Here is a 20,954-nt window from a genome sequence, read left to right on the forward strand (position 1 = left end):
AGTTATGATCCATTAAACTACTGAGGGGTGGCTAAATCACCATCACACCGCTTGTGCAGCTATAGAATAGCCTATTTACTCCCTGCGACTCGAGAATTTCTCTGCTTGGGCCGGAGAGACCCCCAACCTCCTTGTTCCCAAAGGCGCAAACTTGAGTAGTGTTGGATTTCCAGGCCTGGACAGCTAGGACTCGTTTTGCAAGCGCAACACGGCCATAAAGGCTTCTTGGGGCACATCCACACTGCCAATGGCTTTCATCCGTTTTTTCCCGGCTTTTTGTTTTTCTAACAGTTTCTTCTTCCGGGAAATATCGCCACCGTAGCATTTGGCTAACACATCTTTCCGTAATGCCGGAATACTTTCACTGGCCACCACCCGACTGCCAATCGAGGCCTGGATTGGAATTTTGAATTGATGCCGCGGAATTAGGTCTTTGAGTTTGGAAACCAAGGCCCGACCGACGTTATAGGCTTTATCCCGATGGACAATCGCCGCCAAAGAGTCCACCGGATCGCCACTGATCAAAATATCCAGCTTGACCAAATCATTTTCCCGGTAGCCAATCACATGGTATTCCATACTGGCATAGCCGCGGGAACGAGATTTCATCTGATCAAAAAAGTCGGTGACAATTTCCGCCAAGGGGAGTTCATAAATTAAGGTTGTCCGGCCTTGGGTCAGATAGCGCATATCCTTAAATACCCCCCGCCGGGCCTGGGCTAATTCCATCAATGTCCCCACATAGGTTTCCGGGGTGATCATCTCCACTTTGACGTAGGGCTCTTCAATTTTTTCCCGATGTTGCGGATCCGGAAGGGTACTGGGGTTATCAATCAAGATCACGCCATCTTTGAGGGTCGTGACCTGATAGACCACCGAGGGAGCCGTAATGATCAAATCCAGATTATATTCCCGCTCGAGCCGTTCTTGGACAATTTCCATGTGGAGCAGGCCCAAAAAGCCACAGCGAAAGCCAAACCCCATGGCACTGGAACTTTCTGGCTCGTAGTTGAGGGCGGCATCATTGAGTTTGAGCTTTTCTAGGGCTTCTCGTAAATCTTCAAATTGAGCCGCATCGGTCGGGAATAACCCACAAAACACCATCGGCTTGGCTTCGGCATATCCAGGCAGAGGTTCTTTGGCTTGTTTGCTGGCCAGGGTAATCGTATCGCCCACCCGCGCATCAATGACGGTTTTAATCGCGGCGGCTAAATACCCCACTTCCCCGGCATGGAGTTCCTCGACTTGGATTTGACTGGGGGAGAGAACACCGAGTTCGTCAATATCGTATTCTTTGCCCGATGCCATTAAGCGAATTCGATCACCTTTTTTCAGCCGCCCATCCATGACTCGAAAATAGACAATCACCCCGCGGTAGGGATCGTAATAGCTATCAAAAATCAAAGCCCGCAGTGGTTGCTCCACTGTATCTTGGGGGGGCGGGACGAGGTGAATAATCGACTCTAAAATTTCGGGAATCCCAATCCCCTCCTTGGCAGAAGCATGAACCGCTTGGGAACAATCCAGGCCGACAATTTCTTCAATTTCACCCTTAACCCGCTCCGGCTCGGCTCCGGGGAGATCAATTTTATTCAGAACTGGGATAATCTCTAAATTGTTTTCTAGAGCTAAATACACATTGGCCAGGGTTTGGGCCTCAACCCCTTGGGAGGCATCTACGACTAATAAGGCCCCTTCACAGGCTGCTAATGACCGCGAGACTTCATAGGAAAAGTCCACATGGCCGGGGGTATCAATTAGATTTAAGACGTAGTCTTGCCCATCAAGCCCTTTGTAATTCATCCGCGCCGCCTGGAGCTTGATCGTAATGCCCCGTTCCCGTTCTAAGTCCATGTTGTCGAGAAATTGGGCCTTCATTTCTCGGTCTGCCACAGTCCCCGTAAACTGTAACAACCGATCTGCCAGGGTAGATTTCCCGTGATCAATGTGGGCAATAATCGAAAAATTCCGAATGTGGGAGACAGGAGCGTCCGTCATAGGGGGTGTAACCAGGCCAATGCGACTAAAGTGTGAAGAAAGCTTACATAGATTGTGACACAGGTTAATTAACCCTCAGCGTTCCAAGTATTTCTCATCACCCAGGCCCGGTTTCTAATCATCTCCAAAGACTCATCTCGGCGCAGTTGACCATTTTCATAGACGATCTCTAACAAATCATCAGAGGTAGGGGGAGTAGTTTGATAGCCCGTTTCAGTTTTGACCAGAGCCAGCCGTCCTTGTTTACTGGTTTTGCTCAGATCGGTGATGGGTTTTTTAGAAATTCCTTGAGCTTGGCCCGCTACGGTAACTTCACTGCATTTCATCGCGAATTTTTGAGTATCCCGATTCAGTTTTTGCAGCAACGCCCCGCCCATGCCAAAGGCTAAGTTACTGGTACTAAACCCCAGCGTTTCGGTTTTGGCCAAAATTGCGGCAATACTGTCAGGATTCACCCCATCGCCTTGAATCAACCGCACCGAATTTAACACCCGATAGCCTTTCTGATTGACTGTACTGCCAAAATGGGTTTCGAGTTTTTGCAGAGCCATCGTGACAACTTCCACTGGATTCCCAGAGTCGGGCCGAATGACCACCGTTGCCCCAGAGTCAAGCACCTGTTGCCGTAACTGTTCGCCCCACAGGTGATCAATCGCATTCCATAAATCATAGGAATCCGAAACGACGGCAACCACTGCCCCAGGCCTGGCAAATTGGTTCAACATATTGCGATAAGCGCCAACTTCTTGGGCTTCTCCCCAGGCCGTGATCGTGGAATGTTCCGCGGCTGGAATTGAATAAGCGGCCATCGGGGCGTGATAGTAATTCCGACCAAAGACTAAGGCCTGGACTGTATCGGTTCCGCAAAAATTGACCAGATGGGCCAGACCGCCAATTCCGGAAGACTCACAACTGGAAACCCCCCGGGCCCCAAAGTCATGGAGCTTAAAGCCAACTTCGGCATCGGGATTATCGGCTGTGCCTTGGAGGGATTGATAAATTAACTGTTTTAATTGCCAGCTTTGGGTCGCTACCGTAATCGGATACCAGACGCGCATTAACAAGGTTTCCAGCCAAGAGACCAGCCAAAATGTTTGCGGATCCGTAGATTCCACCGTGATCAAAACATTATGAACCGGGACAACCAGGCCCTCAGGCACCGCTTTAATTCGGATCGGTAATTGCCCCTGAAGTTCGTCTACGATATACCGCCACCCCACCACATTAAACGGCACACCATGCAAGGCAAACACTTCCGCTGCTTCCTCGACCATCCAGGCCTGGACGGGTTGACTGAGATAGCGCTTCAAAATGTATTGCAAACCAAAGAAAACTGTTTCGGGATATTTTCCACCCCGACTCTCCACATAGGCATACAGTCCAGTTGTCTGGGGAGGATATTGTAACCAGTGACTCGCTTTATAGGAATCAACATCAAGAATCAAGTTATAGTCCATAAGTTCACCTCAAAAGTCGTCATTTTTTGATTAATTAATAAGTTGATACCGATGACAATGCTCAATACACAAAGTCATGGGAAATGAATTGAAAATGGATCAAAATTATGAACGTTAATCGAAAACGCTATGCAAGCAGAATCAAAGCCTAAACCTTACTGACAAAATGCTGAATGATTTGGAAATGATCTTCATAAAACTGATCTTCTTGGGCATACAAATCGGCTAGAGACATCCACCAGGCCTGTTCGGCATCATCACCCCCTTTAACAGGAGGCAACTCCCCCCCTTTTAGTTGAATAAAATAGGCATGGGTAATCGTGCGTCCCCGTAACGACCGGCTGGGATTATCAAAGACATGATTGTCAATAATTGAACCCCGCAAGACCGGCAATGGCACTTTCAAGCGCGTTTCTTCCTTCAGTTCCCGCAACATCGCCGTCACCAGGGTTTCATCCTGTTGAACAAAGCCCCCTGGTAATGCAATTAACCCCAGGCCAGGCCTCGCTTTTCGCCGCACCACCAACACATGACCGGACTGCACCACCACCGCATCAACCGTGACAAAAATCGGCGGATAGGGAGCGACTGCCCAGGCCTGTTGATAGGATTGTAAAAATTGATATTCTTGACACAAAGCTGCATACCTTGGATTGGCTTGAAATTGTTCTAAATAGTCAGCAATTGCCGGCGGGATTTTGGTCTGATAGTCGTTGTGATTCCCGGCAAAATAGGCGTTGCGAATCTCTGTGGAGTGCAAATTGGCATAGGAACCCGTCTCCACATAATCCCATTGGGGAAACAGATTTAAGTAATAGGAAGACGCATCCTTGTGATGGCCAAACACAGCCACCGAGGGATTTCCTTGGGTAAGAGTTAAGACCTGTTGTTGAACCGCTGCCAGCCAAAGATTATCACTGTACAGCCAGTCGCGAATGGGTAAAAAATGAATCCGAGATAATTGTTCTGGGGGCAAACAGGCCTGGATCATCTCAATTCGTTCGGCAGTTATCCAAGGGTTACGAGTATCCGGTGCCACTCGATGACTTCCCAGGATGAGGATTAAATAATTAACTTTCTCTAAGGCCAGCTTCAGGGTTTGCAAATGCCCAAAATGAAACGGTTGGAAGCGGCCAATATAGATGCCAAATTGATATTCTATTGTCATACCAGACTCCCTGGCTAAATAACATTCTCTCTCCGAGAACTAGCTTAATTATAGTAAAACTTACCAAAACTCGTCAAGCAAGAACATCCAGGCATAATAAAACCCCGCCGATGAGCCAAAATATAAGGCTGTCAAAAGCGGGGCCGGGTTAAGATTTAGGTTGACGTATTTTCTTATTCAGCTGATTCTGGTTCTGAACTGGCCACTTCAAAGACATTGAGATAGACATACCCGGCCGCAATCGCTCCCACAATTGGTGCTAACCAAAACAACCATAGTTGGCTAATCAACTCAACTCCGGCAAACAAAGCAACTCCGGTACTGCGGGCTGGGTTCACAGAGGTATTGGTGACTGGAATACTAATCAAGTGGATCAGGGTTAAGCACAAACCAATCGCAACTGGAGCCAATCCTTGGGGGGCCCGTTTATCCGTTGCACCTAAAATCACCAGCAGAAACATAAAGGTCATGACAACCTCAGTAATCAATGCTGCCACCAGGCCATAGCCCCCCGGAGAATGGGCCCCAAAGCCATTAGTCGCCAAGGGATTACTGCCCCCTAAGACAAAGCCACCGCCCCGTCCTGAAGCAATTAAATAGACCAGGCCACCGGCAATGACCGCCCCAATCACCTGAGCGATAATGTAGGGTAATAATTCCGAACTGCGAAACCGCTTCCCGGCCCATAACCCAAAGGAGACTGCCGGATTTAGGTGACAGCCGGAAATATGGCCAATCGCAAAAGCCATCGTCAGAACTGTTAACCCAAAGGCCAAGGCCACCCCTAAAAAGCCCAGACCAAAAAAGTTGGGATCTTTCTCGACAACGGCACTATAGGGAAACCCAGCGGCCAAGACGGCACTCCCGCATCCCCCCAGCACTAACCAGAATGTGCCAATCAGTTCCGCTAAACAGCGTGTCATTAACGGCATTATTTACTCTCCCCAGAATAAATTTAATTTCATGCGTGATAGTTAATTAAATGAGAGACTACCCCCGGCCATGTAGCCAGCTATGGGGCGATCTGAACCCAATTTAAGTGAATTTGGCCCGAAAATTACTTAAGAAATAGTTATTTTCTAATCGGAATTACAACGCCTCATCCAACCTCTAAATTAAAGAAAGCTTAAATATTAAACTAATGGATTGTATTTATCTCCCCGGCCAACGCTATTACGGCTACACAGGCGCGCTCCCCGAAGAACAAATTTTGGGGCAATGGTTTCAAGTAGATCTAAAACTGTGGCTCGACTTAGAACCGGCCATCCAAACCGATGATCTCAACCAGGCCCTCGACTATCGCGATGTAATTGCCCAAATTAGATATCTCTTTACCAGCCAACGCTTTACTTTAGTCGAAACACTCGCCGGAGAAATTGCCGCCCTTGGCCTGGGATTTCCGCAAGTCCAAGCCGTTGAAGTTCATCTCACCAAACTCGCCCCACCCATTCCCGATTACACCGGTCAGATCACGATTCAAATTTGCCGGAATCGCACCGCCCCCCCCCAGGCCTGAAAATTGATAGCAGAAACGACTATCCTAAAAAAGATAAGTAGAATACCCCATGCCCATCGCGCCGCCCTCCATGAATATTTTGACGAACTTCTTCTCCCCCGCCAATGCCCCTGTCCAAACCCGCCCCCGCAAAGGCATTGAAATCAAATCCCGCCGGGAAATTGAGATTATGCGTCAGGCCTCAACCATTGTTGCCACCGTTCTCAAGGAAATTTCCGAACTGATCAAACCGGGCATGACCACTGCGGATCTTGATGCCTATGCCGAAAAACGCATCCGGGAAATGGGGGCAACACCCAGTTTTAAGGGCTATCAGGGGTTTCCCGCTTCCATTTGTTCCTGCATCAATCATGAAGTGGTTCACGGCATTCCCAGCAAACGGAAAACGATTCGCAACGGGGATATTGTCAAAGTCGATACCGGGGCCTATTTCAATGGCTTTCACGGAGATTCCTGCATCACCATTGCTGTCGGAGAGGTCACTCCAGAGGCCGCCAAGCTGGTGCGAGTTGCGGAAGAAGCGCTCTTTAAGGGGATTGAACAGGTCAAAGAGGGTAATTACATTCTCGACTTGGCCGGGGCGATTCAAGACCATGTGGAAGCTAACGGTTTTGTTATCGTGGAAGACTTTACTGGGCATGGGGTGGGGCGGAATCTCCACGAAGAACCCTCGGTGTTTAATTTCCGTACTAATGAGCTAAAAAATGTCCGCCTCCGGGAAGGAATGACCTTAGCGATTGAACCCATTCTCAATGCTGGCTCGAAAAATGTCCGCATCTTAGGGGATCGCTGGACAGCCGTGACGGTGGATAATTCTCTCTCGGCCCAGTTTGAACATACTGTCCTAGTCACCAAAACAGGCCACGAAATCCTGACGGATCGGCGGGGACTTTAGAGACATAGCGGATTGTTACTGTCTTTTTCGATCGGAGAGTAAAATGAAAATTGTGGTGCATCAGGCCGATGATGCCTTGCATATCCGCTTGGATGACAGCCCAATTAGCGCATCGGAGGAAGTCAGCGAGGGGATTATCTTCGACTTTAATGATCAGGGGAAAATTGTCGGAATTGAGGTTTTATATCTGAGCCAACGCAGTTCTGGGTCTTTGGATAAGATTGGATAAGATCTTATTAGAAGCAATATAAGCCCAGAAACCAGGCCATGAACCCTGATACACTGAAGGGCAACTTATTGAGATGCGCATGGGTCTAAGAACTGACCTGTAGTTTAGGGTATGCCGTGATCCCAGGCCTGGTATGGATGTAGTCAGCCAATTTCAAAGCGGTTATACGCTGTTTTTAAGTTTGCTAGTGGAAGCAATTCCCTTTTTACTATTGGGAGTGTTGCTGTCAGGGTTATTGCTCCTCTTTGTCGATGAACGTCGCCTGGTGGCTTTAATGCCTCGCAATGCTTTGGCCGGGGCCTTGGCGGGCAGTTTGATGGGGTTTATGTTCCCGGTCTGCGAATGTGGCAATGTGCCTGTGGCCCGGCGATTATTGGCCCAAGGTGTGCCGACTTCTGTGGCCATGGGGTTTCTCTTAGCCGCCCCGACCATTAATCCCATTGTGATTTGGGCCACTTGGGTCGCCTTTCGGGATCAACCAGAAATTGTAGTCTTGCGTATTCTCTTTACCCTGGTGATTGCCACGGTTGTTGGGGCGGTGTTCAGCGTCCAAAAAGATTTAACACCGTTTCTGCAACCCGCCATGAACGCCATTGTCCCCCAAGGTAAACCAGCTCTGGAAAGTGCCCTTTTGCGGGGGGGAACCTACTGGCTGGATCAACCGGGTCAACCTGTGGCTGCTGATACCTTGGCCTTAACCCTGGCTCCACCCGCCCCCGCCACCCTCAGTTGGGCTGCCCGTTTACCTCTCCTTTTAGACAACACCATTCAAGAACTGCGAGAGTTGGGAGGGATTTTGATTCTGGGGAGTTTGATTGCTGCGATTGTCCAGGTGGCGGTGCCGCGGGATGTGGTCTTGGGCTTAGGTCAGGGGCCGATTATTTCCGTTATCACCATGATGATTTTGGGGGCAGTGATTTCCATTTGCTCCACAGTGGATGCCTTTTTTGCCTTGGCCTTTGCCGCGACCTTTACCCCTGGTTCTCTTTTGGCCTTCCTCGTCTTGGGGCCGATGGTGGATCTCAAGGGAATTGGGCTGTTACTAACGATTTTCCGTCCCCGCGCCCTGATTTATATTTTTGCGATTGTTGCCCAACTAACTTTTTTCTTCTGTTTGTTTGTTAATTTGCGCTGGAGCTAATCCGAATGCAGATGTTCCCAGTTATTGCCAAACAGTGGTATCGCCAAGAATGGGTGACAGTGGCGGCCCTGGGCCTGTGGGGGGTCTTATTTCTCCTGTTTTGGCTCTGGGGACGGCTGGGGTTGCTGATCCATCCCAATTATTTCCCTCTGGCAATTATTTCTGGGTTTATTCTCCTAGGAATTGCGATCCTCCAGGCTCGCCGGTTGGCCAAAAAACAGGTAATGCCCCTCCAGCATCTTTCCCTCCTGCCGCCAAGCTGGATGAGTTGGTTACTGGTGGTAACGGCCCTGATTGGCCTGTTCATTACGCCGCGCCCGTTTAACAGTGATACGGCGGTGCATCGGGGCCTGGGAGACGGCCTCACCGTGACGCGCAATAAACCCCAGGCTTTTCGGGCCAATACCCCTCCAGAGCAACGCACCCTCGTGGATTGGGTCAGAACCTTGGATATTTATCCTGAACCCGATGCCTACTCTGGGCTGCCCGTAAATGTGGAAGGATTTGCTGTCCATCCTGCCAGTTTTCCCGATGACACCTTGACCTTGGCTCGGTTTGTGATTACCTGTTGCGCGGCCGATGCTTACCCGGTTGGCCTGGCGGTCAAATTGCCTCAACCTCGGAGCCAATATCCCGCTGACCAGTGGTATCGGGTCAAAGGCCGCATGATCACCGCAACCCTTGATGGACAACGACAACTGACAATCCAGGCCCAAGAGGTGATCCCAATTCCCCAACCGGATAACCCCTTTGCAACCTGAATATTTCCTCCTTAGGCTTGCCCAGACCATTCCTGGGGAGTGAGGGTTTTCAGGGCTAAGGCATGGAGTTCATTGGTGGCCATGACCGTTGTTAAGCAGCCATAGACCATTTGATGCTGTTGAACTAAGCGTTTGCCAATAAAGGACTCAGAAACCACCGTGGCCTGGTAGTGATCGCCACCACCCGTCAAGTCTTCTACCGCTACTACGGCATCGGGGAGTTGAGATTGAATCAGTTGGGTGAGTTGCTCAGGAGTAATCATAAATCGCTCAGGTAGGTTCCTAGGGACTATTTGGCCTGGGGGGCAGAAGCGGGGGCCGGATTGGCTGGGGGAGTGGGGGCGGGACTGGCGGGAGTATTTGCCGGACTGGGCAGCGGCGCACCAACGGGGCCACGGGGAAAGACCACATCCATAAAGCCGAGTTCTACCAATTGTTGATAGGATTTTTGCCCGAGTTCCCGAGTTGGGTTTTGACTGCGCAGAATTTCGACTAGGAGCGGAATTGCCAGTTCCGGTTGATTATTGGCCCGATAGACTAAGGCCAGTTGATAGGTGGCAATGTCCCGCATTTGGGCTGACTCTAGGGCTTTCCGACGACCACTATCTGAGGCAGCGGCATCAATGCCCAAAAAGCTGGAGCTAATGGATTGATAATAGTTGGAGAGTTGGTTCATGGTTGTCCGGGCTTCGAGGAGTTTGCGGGCCGCCAGGACATAATTTTGACTGTTGACGGCGGTGGCGGCCTCATCAATCAAGCGTTGTCCCCCGGCAATGGTATAGGCTGTGCCCGCAGGTAAGGCTGGGGTAACCACTTCCACATTGGGGGCTGTTGCGCCAGGGGTTCCTGTAGTTCCACTCGACTGTGCCAGGCCAGGCCCCGAAAGGATTCCTAGACCCAACAGAGGCAACATTAAATATGGCCGCAAGCATAACCGCAGGAGAAATGGAGGGCGTGGCAATCCCATCATGAAATAGTCCCTTTGCTTAAAATAAAAATGACAACCATGACCAATCGTAAGTTCCAAATGTTGCTAGGTCTGCCATCGGGTATCTTATCACCAGGCCTGGATGGCCTCCCAGGTCAGAGGAGCAACATCTCCCTAGAATGGTACTTTAATCTTTACGATCTTGAACGGATGGCTTCTCCGGCCGGTTAATAGATAGAGTCTAAGGTGTTGCGGTGTTTATAGCTAAGGGTTCGAGAGGATTGGTAAGTCTATCCATTCAGGGCTGGGCTGGAATGTTGTTGGGCGAGGCCAGGGGTTATCAGTGCCGTCTTCTAAAGTAACTACCATTGACTCGATTCAACAGCGGCGCAAACAGTTAAAAACCCAAAAACGGCTGCGAAGTTTAGCCAATATCTGGCGCACGGGTGTATTGATGGGGCTAACGGGTAGCTTGGCCTGGGGCTTAACCCTACCGGATTGGATGATTCATCAACCCAGCCAAGTCACCATTGTTGGTCATAAACTTCTCAAAACCGAGGCGATCCAGGCCCTTTTGCCCGTGAGGTATCCCCAATCCTTGCTGAGGCTTAACCCCCAAGGGATTATCCAAGGCCTGGAAGCCACCTTACCGGTGCAGCGGGTGACCATTGCGCGCCATTTGTTTCCCCCGACCCTGATTGTCGGAATTGATGAGCGTTTGCCAGTGGCGATAGTTCTCTGTGAGCGTTGTCGAATTAAAAGTCCTGCCAACTTGGAACAGGGCCCAGCCAGTATTTGGATGTTAGATGCCCAAGGCCTGGTGGCTCCTCGTACCAGTTACGTCAATGATCAACTCCAATCCCCGGCCAGCTATCCCAAGCTCCGAGGTTATTTTATCCCCAGCCAAGCTGGTTCTGCCTCAATCATGGAAATTGACCCCCAACGGCAAAAGGAATGGCAAACCCTATTTCCTCTCGTAGCTGGCCTGGATATGGATGTCCAGGAAATCGATTGGCAAAATCCCCGCAATATCATCCTGCAAACTCGTTTTGGCCCCGTGCATTTAGGAGCCTATAGCCCCCGCCTGCCGGCCCAACTGGCGGCCTTGAAACGCCTTCAGCAACTCCCCCAATACCTCAATCCCCAGCAACTGGTTTACATTGACTTAGTTAATCCCGATGAACCCCTACTCCAAATGAAAACCACCGTTGTTCGTCCCAACCAGAGCAAGCCTAGCCAGGCCAGGAATTCACTGCCCACCCCCTCATCTCCAAGCCCAACCCCCAGTTTTGCCACCCCCATTCCCCTGAGAAGTCCTTAAAACCTGCGGAGAACTGGCCGAGTCTTGAGAATCAGATTTCAGAAAGTTGCGCCCTAGACTGAGCCAGTTCAAGCAAGACCCACCGGAAAACCATAGATTAACTCCTTTCCAACCATGAGTACAGATAGATAGAATCCAGGTTTTGGAGCGAGTTTTGATACATTTCTTAAGGTTTGGCCTGGGATCACCCGAATCGTTTTAATCTTTAGTAAACGCACTGCACAAATTAAATTTTTAAGGGAGCCTTTAAAAAACCATGGTTGTTAAGGCAAGTGGTGGAAGTTTGGTTGCCCGCCCGCAACTATATCAAACCGTCCCCGTTTCCACAATTATTCAAGCTGAGCAGCAAGATCGCTTTCTCAGTCGGGGAGAATTAGATGAACTCGCGGTCTATCTCGGTTCTGGCAGTAAACGTATTGATATTGCCACAACATTAACCCGCAACTCGGAAATTATCGTCTCCCGTGCCGCAAACCGAATTTTCGTGGGTGGGTCTCCCATGGCTTTTCTGTCTCGCCCAGCGGCTGACGACACCCCGAAATTTACTGCGGGTGCAGTGGGTAAAGCCATTGATATGCAAGAGGCTATGACCCTAGGGACTGCCACCTATGTCGATACCCGTGGGGGGTTCTTAGAGGGATTGCGCTCTGTCTTTAGTGCCACGGGTAGCGGTGCTGCTCCAGCCGGCTTTAAGCCCATCAACATTGCTCGCTATGGCCCAGAACGGATGCAGAAGTCTTTACGGGACTTGGATTGGTTCTTGCGCTATACCACCTATGCCATTGTGGCTGGTGATCCCAACATCATTGCAGTTAATACGCGGGGATTGCGGGAAATCATTGAAGCGGCCTGTTCGACAGATGCAACGATTGTGGCTCTCCAGGAAATGCAACGGGCGGCCTTGAGCTATTTCCGTGGCGACAAAGAGGCCGAAAGTATTGTCGGGCAGTACTTTGAAGTCCTGATCAATGAGTTTGTGGCCCCGTCTCCTTCGGACAAAGTCCGGCAACGGCCAACCACCGATGCCCAAGGCTTACAACTGCCCCAGATTTACTTCAATGCTGCCGAGCGTCGCCCCAAATATGCGATGAAGCCTGGCCTGTCCAGCACGGAAAAAGCGGATGTTGTCAAAGCAGCCTATCGGCAAATCTTTGAGCGAGATATTACGCGGGCCTACAGTCTGGGGATTTCCGACTTAGAATCCAAGGTCAAAAATGGCAGCATTTCCATGAAGGAATTTGTTCGCCGTTTAGCTAAATCACCCCTCTATCGGAAAAACTTCTACGAACCGTTTATTAACAGTCGGGTGATTGAATTAGCCTTCCGTCACATCCTCGGCCGTGGCCCCTCCAGTCGGGAAGAGGTGCAGAAGTACTTCTCAATTATCTCCAATGGCGGATTACCGGCCCTTGTGGATGCCTTAGTGGATTCCAAAGAGTATAGCGATTACTTTGGCGAGGAAACGGTGCCTTACCTGCGGGGCCTGGGTCAGGAAGCTCAGGAATGTCGCAACTGGGGGGCCCAACAAAACCTGTTTAAGTACAGTGCGCCGTTCCGGAAAGTTCCCCAATTTATCACCACCTTTGCGGCCCAAGATCAGCCCTTACCGGATCAGCACGTCTATGGCTCTGGGAATGATCCCCTCGAGATTCAATTTGGGGCCATTTTCCCGAAAGAAACCCGCAATCCGGCGGCCAATCCCCAACCCTTCAGTAAAGACACCCGCCGGATTTTGATCAATCAGGGGGCGGGAATTAATAACCAACTGAGTAATCCTACTGCCCGTGGTGTCGCTCCTGGCTCCCTTGGACCCAAGGTCTTTAAGCTGGATCAACTCCCCAGTATTGATGCCCGGATTGGTAAGCGCACCATCAACACCGGTGGGGCCAGTGTCAAATTTGCCGAAAGTTCTACCCAGGCCGTGATTCGGGCCACCTACTTACAAGTCTTTGGTCGGGATGTCTATTCTGGACAACGGCAAAAAGTTGCGGAAATTAAACTGGAAAATGGCGAGATTACAGTGCGGGAATTTGTCCGGCTGTTGGCCAAGTCCAATCTGTTCCGCAGCCTTTACTGGACACCGCTATACGTCACCAAAGCCATTGAGTATATCCATCGGCGGTTATTGGGTCGGCCGACCTACGGTCGTCAGGAGATCAACAAATACTTCGATATTGCCTCTAAGAAGGGGTTCTATGCCGTTGTGGATGCCATCCTCGATACGGACGAATACAGCCAGGCCTTCGGGGAAGATACAGTTCCTTATGAGCGGTATTTAACCCCCTCTGGTGTGGCTCTGCGGTCTCTGCGCCTTGGCTCCATTGGGGAAACGGGTATCCAGGCCGAGAAGGACGTAACTCCTCGCTTTGTCGAATTGGGTGAAGTTACGGAACTGCGGACGGCCCCAGCCATTTCCTTCCGGGCCAACCAAGGGGTTTCCAAGCAACGGCAGCAAACCAAGGTCTTCAAGCTCACCACTCTGGCGGATAAGACCAATCTGGATATTGTCATCAATGCGGCCTATCGGCAAATCTTTGAGCGGGACATTGCCCCCTATGTGATTGGGAATGAATTTACGGTTCTCGAATCCAAGTTGGGCAACGGCGAAATTACCCTGAAGGAGTTCATTGAGGGCCTGGGAATTTCCAGCCTCTATCTCAAGGAGTTCTACACCCCCTATCCCAACACTAAGGTGATTGAATTGGGCACGAAGCACTTCCTGGGTCGCGCCCCCCTCAACCAGGCCGAGATTCGTCAATACAACCAAATTTTGGCCAGTCAGGGGTTAAAAGCCTTTATTGCTGCCTTGGTGGGGAGTGCGGAATATGCCGAGGCCTTTGGTGAAGATACGGTTCCCTATCGCCGCTTCCCCACGTTGCCCGCCGCTAACTTCCCCAACACCGAGAAGCTCTATAACCAACTGACGAAGCAGAACGATGCGATTGTTGTGCCCAGTTTTGCCCCGGTCAAGCCAAGTTTAGATAGCAGCAGCTTGCCTTTGGCAACCCAGGCCCTTGCCCAGATCAAAGCCTTAGATCGCAAAGGAGACCCCAGCCTACCCCGGTTTATCCAACTGGGTCGTTCCTTCAGTAACGGGGATGGGCAATCTGTAGAAGTCGGAGTTGGGACTAGCCGCCGCCGCCCCGCCCGGATTTATCGCTCTACCATAGGGGCCTCTCGCTCGGAAACGGATTTGGTCATCAATGCTATCTATGTCCAAGTCATGGATGTTTTTAGTGGTCAGGTGCCGGCCCAGTTCCGCCGCTCGGAGTTGGAAAGCAAGTTACGCAACGGGGAAATTTCAGTGCGGGAATTTGTGCGGACATTGGCGAGTTCCGAAATTTACCGGAATCGCTTCTATACGCCCTATCCCAATACCAAAGTGATTGAGTTCCTGTTCCGGCATTTGTTGGGACGTGCCCCCGCCACCCAGGCCGAGATTCGCCAGTACAATAAAATCCTTGCCGATCAAGGTCTCAAGGCAGCAGTGGATGTGATGGTAGAAAGCCCTGAATATGCTCGCTTCTTCGGTGAGGATGTTGTCCCCTATAAACGCTTCCCCACCTTGCCCGCGGGCAATTATCTGGGCAGTGTCCAGGCCGATACGGATTTGGTCAAGCAATCTTGGTCGGATCTATCTCCTTCCTTGTTAGGTGGGCAGTTTAGCCGTTAAGTTTGACTCCTGATATTCTGTTGATTCTCAACTAGGGGCCTAGATCTTCATTGATCTGGCCCCTTTTTGGCGGTTGAGATTCTAAGGGATGAGTTCCGGGGCCTGGTGACAGAGACTGGTATCCAACCGACAGCCCTGATGTCCTTTAACGGTTGCGAGCATATTCATTAGTCCCAGCCCGCTAGTCGAAACTACCCACTTTAGTAGGTGATTGATCCCCATCTGAGGTGTTGGGAATGGATTTAAGCGGTCGTTGCGCCTTGGACTAATGTTGAGTTGATCCCCGCTCCTGGTAGATATCTCTTGGGGGAGGGAGGACTCCATATAATCCCCTGTGAAAAACCTTAGCTGGCAATATCCTGGAGACGCTTATGGGTCAAAATAATGTAAGTCATGGTCTCGGGAAAGCCTCTGCCTCCGGGCAGCAAGCATCGCCCTATAAGCGAGAGTTATCAGTAAATTTTATAGATTTAACCCTATTGGGATCACAAAGGTAATTGACTTTTGACTATAAACAATTACACTTAAATCTATTGAGATAAGTCTTTGCCTTTCCTTGATAGTTCCTGTTCCCTTCTATAAGTGGAATGGACTAACTTAGCCTGCATCCCACCCTCCTGGTAATTTCTATGGCTCACTTTTTATTAGATACTGCTTGGCTGATCCCCAGCTATCCAATCATGGGGATGATCCTGTCGATTTTTTGGTCTCCTGGACTAATTCGGCTGACGGGGCCGAGGCCGGCGGGTTATGCCAACCTGATATTTTCACTGCTTGCCCTGATACATAGTCTGTTCGTCTTGCCCCAGGCCTGGCAACTTCCCCCCCAATACCTGAACTTTCCTTGGTTAAATGTGGCGGGACTAGACCTGACCTTACCCCTGGAAATCTCGGCAGTGACGATTGGGGCCTGTGTGGTGATTACGGGCTTAAATGCCTTGGCTCAAGTCTATGCAGTCGGCTACTTGGAAATGGACTGGGGCTGGTCACGATTCTTTGCGATGCTGGCCATGTTTGAGGCGGGGATGTGTGCCTTAGTCCTCTGTAATTCCCTATTTTTTGGCTACATGATTCTAGAAATTCTTACCTTGGGAACCTATCTTCTAGTGGGAGTTTGGTACAACCAGCCGTTAGTGGTGACTGGGGCCCGCGATGCCTTCTTAACAAAACGGGTTGGTGACCTCTTCTTGTTAATGGGGGTCTTAGCAATTTACCCCTTGGCTGGAACTTGGGATTTTAATGGCTTAGCGGCCTGGGCAAAAACGGCCAATGTGGATCCAACTTTAGCGACATTGGTGGGCTTGGGGCTTTTGGCGGGGCCGATGGGGAAATGCGCTCAGTTTCCCTTACATCTCTGGTTGGATGAGGCAATGGAGGGGCCGCTACCGAGTACGATTTTGCGGAATTCCGTAGTCGTCGCTACCGGGGCCTGGGTTTTAGTCAAATTACAACCCGTCTTAGCCTTGTCTCCGGTTGTTGTCACTGCCACGATTGCCATTGGAGCCTTGACAGCCATTGGTGGCACCTTAATTTCCATTGCCCAAATTGATATTAAACGCTCACTGTCCTATACCGTTAGTGCCTACATGGGCTTGATCTTCATTGCCGTGGGTACGGGCCAAACCCAGGCCGCCTTGTTGTTGATTTTGACCCATGCCTTGGCCCAGGCCCTGTTGGTGATGAGTACTGGTTCCATTGTCTTGAACAACATTACCCAAGACTTAACCCAATTGGGAGGACTGTGGACTCGTCGGCCGATTGTGGGGATTAGCTTTTTAGTCGGTCTAGCGGGGTTAGTGGCACTCCCGCCCTTTGGTGGCTTTTGGGCCCTGTTGCAGCTTACTGATGGCCTGTGGGAGTCCCATCCGGTCTTAGTCGGGATTGTATTAGTCGTCAATGCCCTGGCGGCCTTTGCCATGACGCGGGAATTTGGGCTGATTTTTGCCGGCAAGCCCCAACCCATGACGGAACGCTCACCGGAAAATATCTGGTTAATTACCTTGCCGATGACGTTTGTGCTGGGAATAGTATTGCATTTGCCCTTGATTCTCCAGTCCCTTGATTTATTACCCAGTTGGGCTGTTCTCAACAAGAGTTTGGCTTTGCTGTTGATTTGGTCAACCTTGTTGGGGGCTGGCCTGGGAGCAGTGGTCTATGTTGGGCAAAGTATTCCCAAACCCATTGAACTCCCCTGGAAAAAAGTCCAGGCCCTGTTTGCCTATGACCTTTATACGCCGCAAATCTATCGCTCCAGCATTGTTTTTGTTGTGGACTGGACTTCTCGGATTGTGGATTGGTTTGATCGCTTCATTGTTGATGGCGTGGTCAACTTGGTGGGGATTGTATCCTTATTCGGGGGTGAAACCTTGAAATACAGCAATACCGGTCGTGGACAAGCCTATATTTTTACGATTGTGGTGGGTTTGACCGTTTTTGTGGCCTGGATTACCTGGCGACTGTTACTCCCCTAAGCTCCCTTTGCTATCCCGATACTACACGTCTTAACTTCTGATTTGGGTTGACAAACTATGTTGAGTACCTTAATTTGGTTGCCGATATTGGGGGCTTTGGCTATTCCCCTCATCCCCCTTCGCTTTCTGAAATTAGCAGCATTGACCATCAGTGGCCTGGGCCTGGCCTGGAGTTTATGGATTGCCGTGAACTTCAATCTGGCTGAGCCACTGCCGCAATTTCCGGAGTTTCTCCCTTGGTTGAATGCCTTGGGTCTGAACTATCAATTGGGGGTGGATGGTCTTTCATTGCCCTTGTTAGTCCTGAATAGTTTTTTAACCTGGATTGCTATCTACAGCAGCAAAGAACAAATTGAGCGGCCCCGGCTGTTTTACAGTCTGATTCTTTTGGTTGCGGGTGGGGTGGCCGGCGCATTTTTAGCCCAGAATTTACTGCTGTTTTTCCTCTTCTATGAAGTGGAGTTAGTCCCGTTTTATCTGCTGATCTCGATTTGGGGTGGGGAGAAGCGCAACTATGCCGCAATTAAATTTTTGCTCTATACGGCCGTCTCTGGAGCCTTGATTTTAGCGGCTTTCCTGAGCTTAGTATGGGTGCAGGGTGCAGAGAGTTTTGCCTATGAAGCCGCGATGGGGAACGCCTTACCGGCCTGGTTGCAGATTGTCTTGCTGGGCTTGATTTTGGTGGGGTTTGGGATCAAAATTCCCCTCGTTCCTCTCCATACTTGGCTCCCCGATACCTATGTGGCGGCTTCGACTCCAATTGCAATTTTGCTCGGGGGGGTTTTGGCAAAGTTAGGTGCTTACGGGATTTTCCGGTTTGGCTTGGGATTGTTTCCTGATGCTTGGGCAACCTTAGCCCCTGGCCTAGCTACCTGGGCAGTCGTTAGTGTTCTCTATGGGGCGACGGTGGCCATTGCCCAGAAAGATATTAAACGGATGGTGGCCTACAGTTCCATTGGGCATATGGGCTATATCTTGCTGGGTGGGGCGGCTCTAACGGATTTGAGTTTGGTTGGGGCAGTCTCCCAAATGGTGGCTCATGGGCTGATCTTGGCAATTCTGTTCCATCTCGTTGGGGTGATTGAAACTAAAGTGGGAACACGGGAACTGGATGTCCTCAATGGTTTAATGAATCCGATTCGGGGCTTGCCCTTAGTCAGTGCCTTGTTGATCCTTGGTGGTATGGCTAGTGCGGGGATCCCCGGCCTGGTCGGGTTTATTTCGGAATTTTTGGTTTTCCAAGGCAGCTATGCAATTTTCCCAGTCCAAACATTACTCTGTCTGGTCGGGACGGGCTTAACGGCAGTCTATTTTGTCATTCTCTTGAACCGCACCTGTTTTGGCAAACTGGATAACGACATCGCCTATTTTCCCAAGGTGGAGTGGAATGAGCGAGTCCCAGCCCTGATTTTAGTCTTGGTAATTTTCTATTTTGGGATTCAACCGTCTGGGTTAGTCCGTTGGCCAGAATCTACAACTGCGGCCATGATTGCGGCTGCCCCGAACTTACCCTCCGCCATCATTGCCCAGCCGCCGATTCCAACTTTGGCAGCCGATGTTCCAGATTTAATTGCCCAGTAAACCCAGTTGCTTCAGTAAATCCTTGCATGTGAGAACAAGACCATGACAACCGCAACCTTAAATCCACCCAACACCAAAATTCCTCCCTCCACCCATGAATTTGCCGAGGTGATCCATCGCTTAGAGGCCGGTGGCTCAATGTTGCCTGACACACCGGAAAACCTGATGCAGATCATTGGGATTTATAAAGCCTATGCCGTGCCGATGGATTTCTACTGGCGGGATTTGCTCTACATTGCCGAGCGGGTATTTTTGAACCCCTTGCCGGCCTTTAAGTATTTCTTGCCCCAGGAATATCTGGATTTACACAATCACTATGCTGGAGATACGGCCGATTTACGCATCTGGCGGGGGGAAGCCACAGCCCATCCGGAACTCTTGGAATTTATGGTCAGGGGGGAAATGAAACAGAACCTGCCGAAAATTTTCCATCACCTCTGGCATGACCGGATCAACATGGAATTTGCTGAAGAATGTATGCGGGCCATGTTATGGCATCGGGGTATGGGTGGCCAGTTTGACCCCTATCTCGATACGGATGAATACAAAGCCAATGCGGATCGGGCAATTCGGGCTTACTTCAAAGGCAATCCGTTGATGTTGGGCTTGTATAAACTCTTCCCGGATATGTTCTATGAGCAAGTGCGGCAACTCTCCTACTACGCTAACTTGGGCCAGTTCTGGGAAATCATGGCCCCGGTCTTTTTTGAAATGTCGGATATTTACGATGAAGGCGGCTTTAAGGGCGTTCCCGATGCGATGAATTTTCTAGTCAATGGAATTTTTGCTATTGCCGGGCGGCCGATTTATCACCACGTTTATATTGATGGCGAGTGCTACGAAATTATTTCTAAGTCGAAAGGCTTTACCTGGCTTTATGAGGCGGCATTGCCCTATGTGGAAGCGGTGTTTTATCGCACCTCTCCGTTTCGGGGAACCAAATCCTACAATGCCCAGGCCTACCAAGTTCCTTCGGAGCAAAAAGACTTTCACTATGGGATTCTCTATGCGGATGTGTTTCCGGTGGGTTCGGCTGGGATTCCGCCAACGCTGTTAATGCAGGATATGCTTCACTTTTTACCGCCCTACTTATTGGACTATTACCAACAATATTGCCGGGGTGAAGACGATATGTTGATTCAGTTGGGAATTACGTTTCAGCGTTCCATGTATAACGTCACTTCAGCGGTGATCCAGGCCCTGCGGACGGCATTACTTTATCCCCTTGATGATCCAGACCCTGAGCATTTAATGGCAAACCGGATCTTCTTTGAAGCCCAAATGGATCGGTTCAAACGCCCGGAAGCCCGGTTGCGGAATGTCCAGTTCCAAGAGTATCGCTAAACTCCATCGAATTTGTGATCACATTTATCCAAGAGGAATGTCAGATGGCTACGATTGTAGAAATTGCAGTCGGGAATGAGAATTTTCAAACCCTGGTGACGGCGGTGAAGGTTGCGGATTTAGTCGATGTCCTTAACAGCCCAGGCCCGTTTACGGTGTTTGCCCCGGTGGATACAGCCTTTGCTCAGTTACCTGGTGGGACAATTCAAACCTTGGTGCAAAATCCCCCCCAACTCGCCCGGATTCTCAAGTTTCATGTGGTGTCAGGAATTTGGAAAAAAGCGGATTTAGTTGGGGTGGATAAGTTGACTTCAGTGGAAGGCTCGGTGATTCCAATTAATGCTAGTAACGGTAAGTTTGAAGCCAAAAATGCCACGGTGATTATGCCGGATGTGGAAGCGGATAACGGGGTGATTCATGTGATTGATCGGGTCATGCTGATGGGGATTGCGATTGGGAGACTGTAGTTTT

At 50.2% G+C, this 20,954-nt stretch carries 18 protein-coding genes; 11 read left to right on the forward strand and 7 right to left on the reverse strand.

Annotated features, from left to right (window positions below; all coding sequences use genetic code 11):
* Positions 1–183: 183 nt before the first annotated feature.
* The 4 genes from lepA to aqpZ form a co-directional block, all read right to left on the reverse strand.
* The gene (gene lepA, locus RIF25_RS03820) at positions 184–1,998 is read right to left on the reverse strand and encodes a translation elongation factor 4 (protein WP_322877226.1); all 1,815 of its coding nucleotides are present in this window, start codon (positions 1,996–1,998) and stop codon (positions 184–186) included.
* 68 nt (positions 1,999–2,066) lie between these two features.
* The gene (locus RIF25_RS03825; protein WP_322877227.1) at positions 2,067–3,455 is read right to left on the reverse strand and encodes a nicotinate phosphoribosyltransferase; all 1,389 of its coding nucleotides are present in this window, start codon (positions 3,453–3,455) and stop codon (positions 2,067–2,069) included.
* 148 nt (positions 3,456–3,603) lie between these two features.
* Positions 3,604–4,623, reverse strand: coding sequence for a bifunctional nicotinamide-nucleotide adenylyltransferase/Nudix hydroxylase (locus RIF25_RS03830; protein WP_322877228.1), 1,020 nt, complete (start codon positions 4,621–4,623; stop codon positions 3,604–3,606).
* A gap of 173 nt (positions 4,624–4,796) precedes the next feature.
* A complete protein-coding gene (gene aqpZ, locus RIF25_RS03835; protein WP_322877229.1) occupies positions 4,797–5,555 on the reverse strand; it encodes an aquaporin Z in 759 nt (252 codons plus the stop codon).
* A gap of 209 nt (positions 5,556–5,764) precedes the next feature.
* Between aqpZ and folB the strand changes: the two genes are divergently transcribed.
* The 5 genes from folB to RIF25_RS03860 all read left to right on the forward strand — a co-directional run bounded on the left by folB (position 5,765) and on the right by RIF25_RS03860 (position 9,165).
* Positions 5,765–6,139: a dihydroneopterin aldolase gene (folB, locus tag RIF25_RS03840; RefSeq protein WP_322877230.1), complete on the forward strand. Its 375-nt coding sequence runs from the start codon at positions 5,765–5,767 to the stop codon at positions 6,137–6,139.
* Positions 6,140–6,209: 70 nt separating this feature from the next.
* Entirely contained in the window at positions 6,210–7,034 is an 825-nt protein-coding gene (gene map, locus RIF25_RS03845) for a type I methionyl aminopeptidase (protein WP_322877231.1), read from the forward strand.
* A 43-nt stretch (positions 7,035–7,077) separates the two neighbouring features.
* Positions 7,078–7,263, forward strand: a complete 186-nt coding sequence (locus RIF25_RS03850) for a DUF2283 domain-containing protein (protein ID WP_322877232.1) — start codon at positions 7,078–7,080, stop codon at positions 7,261–7,263.
* A gap of 133 nt (positions 7,264–7,396) precedes the next feature.
* Positions 7,397–8,404 carry a permease gene (locus tag RIF25_RS03855; protein WP_322877233.1) on the forward strand — a complete coding sequence of 336 codons (1,008 nt, stop codon included), beginning with the start codon at positions 7,397–7,399 and terminating at the stop codon, positions 8,402–8,404.
* 5 nt (positions 8,405–8,409) lie between these two features.
* A complete protein-coding gene (locus tag RIF25_RS03860) occupies positions 8,410–9,165 on the forward strand; it encodes a TIGR03943 family putative permease subunit (protein WP_322877234.1) in 756 nt (251 codons plus the stop codon).
* Between the two features lie 11 nt (positions 9,166–9,176).
* On the opposite strand, the gene RIF25_RS03865 is transcribed toward RIF25_RS03860, so the two are convergent.
* Both RIF25_RS03865 and RIF25_RS03870 read right to left on the reverse strand, forming a co-directional pair.
* Positions 9,177–9,428 (reverse strand): BolA family protein, encoded by a 252-nt coding sequence (locus RIF25_RS03865; protein WP_322877235.1) that lies wholly within the window; start codon positions 9,426–9,428, stop codon positions 9,177–9,179.
* 26 nt (positions 9,429–9,454) lie between these two features.
* Positions 9,455–10,135: a hypothetical protein gene (locus tag RIF25_RS03870; protein ID WP_407682310.1), complete on the reverse strand. Its 681-nt coding sequence runs from the start codon at positions 10,133–10,135 to the stop codon at positions 9,455–9,457.
* 301 nt (positions 10,136–10,436) lie between these two features.
* Between RIF25_RS03870 and RIF25_RS03875 the strand changes: the two genes are divergently transcribed.
* A complete protein-coding gene (locus tag RIF25_RS03875) occupies positions 10,437–11,414 on the forward strand; it encodes a cell division protein FtsQ/DivIB (protein WP_322877237.1) in 978 nt (325 codons plus the stop codon).
* A 256-nt stretch (positions 11,415–11,670) separates the two neighbouring features.
* Positions 11,671–15,087 carry a phycobilisome rod-core linker polypeptide gene (locus tag RIF25_RS03880; protein WP_322877238.1) on the forward strand — a complete coding sequence of 1,139 codons (3,417 nt, stop codon included), beginning with the start codon at positions 11,671–11,673 and terminating at the stop codon, positions 15,085–15,087.
* Positions 15,088–15,168: 81 nt separating this feature from the next.
* On the opposite strand, the gene RIF25_RS03885 is transcribed toward RIF25_RS03880, so the two are convergent.
* On the reverse strand, positions 15,169–15,411 hold the full coding sequence (locus RIF25_RS03885) for a hypothetical protein (protein WP_322877239.1): 243 nt from the start codon (positions 15,409–15,411) through the stop codon (positions 15,169–15,171).
* A gap of 305 nt (positions 15,412–15,716) precedes the next feature.
* On the opposite strand from RIF25_RS03885, the gene RIF25_RS03890 reads away from it, so the two are divergent.
* From RIF25_RS03890 to RIF25_RS03905, 4 genes are read left to right on the forward strand one after another with little or no spacing between them, the layout of a single operon-like run.
* On the forward strand, positions 15,717–17,558 hold the full coding sequence (locus tag RIF25_RS03890; protein ID WP_322877240.1) for an NAD(P)H-quinone oxidoreductase subunit F: 1,842 nt from the start codon (positions 15,717–15,719) through the stop codon (positions 17,556–17,558).
* Between the two features lie 57 nt (positions 17,559–17,615).
* The gene (locus RIF25_RS03895; RefSeq protein WP_322877241.1) at positions 17,616–19,139 is read left to right on the forward strand and encodes an NADH-quinone oxidoreductase subunit M; all 1,524 of its coding nucleotides are present in this window, start codon (positions 17,616–17,618) and stop codon (positions 19,137–19,139) included.
* A 42-nt stretch (positions 19,140–19,181) separates the two neighbouring features.
* Positions 19,182–20,483, forward strand: a complete 1,302-nt coding sequence (locus RIF25_RS03900; RefSeq protein ID WP_322877242.1) for a CO2 hydration protein — start codon at positions 19,182–19,184, stop codon at positions 20,481–20,483.
* Between the two features lie 44 nt (positions 20,484–20,527).
* Positions 20,528–20,950 carry a fasciclin domain-containing protein gene (locus RIF25_RS03905; protein ID WP_322877243.1) on the forward strand — a complete coding sequence of 141 codons (423 nt, stop codon included), beginning with the start codon at positions 20,528–20,530 and terminating at the stop codon, positions 20,948–20,950.
* The last annotated feature ends 4 nt before the right edge of the window (positions 20,951–20,954 follow it).

The organism is Pseudocalidococcus azoricus BACA0444 (genome assembly GCF_031729055.1).
GTDB classification, from domain to species: Bacteria; Cyanobacteriota; Cyanobacteriia; order Thermosynechococcales; family Thermosynechococcaceae; genus Pseudocalidococcus; species Pseudocalidococcus azoricus.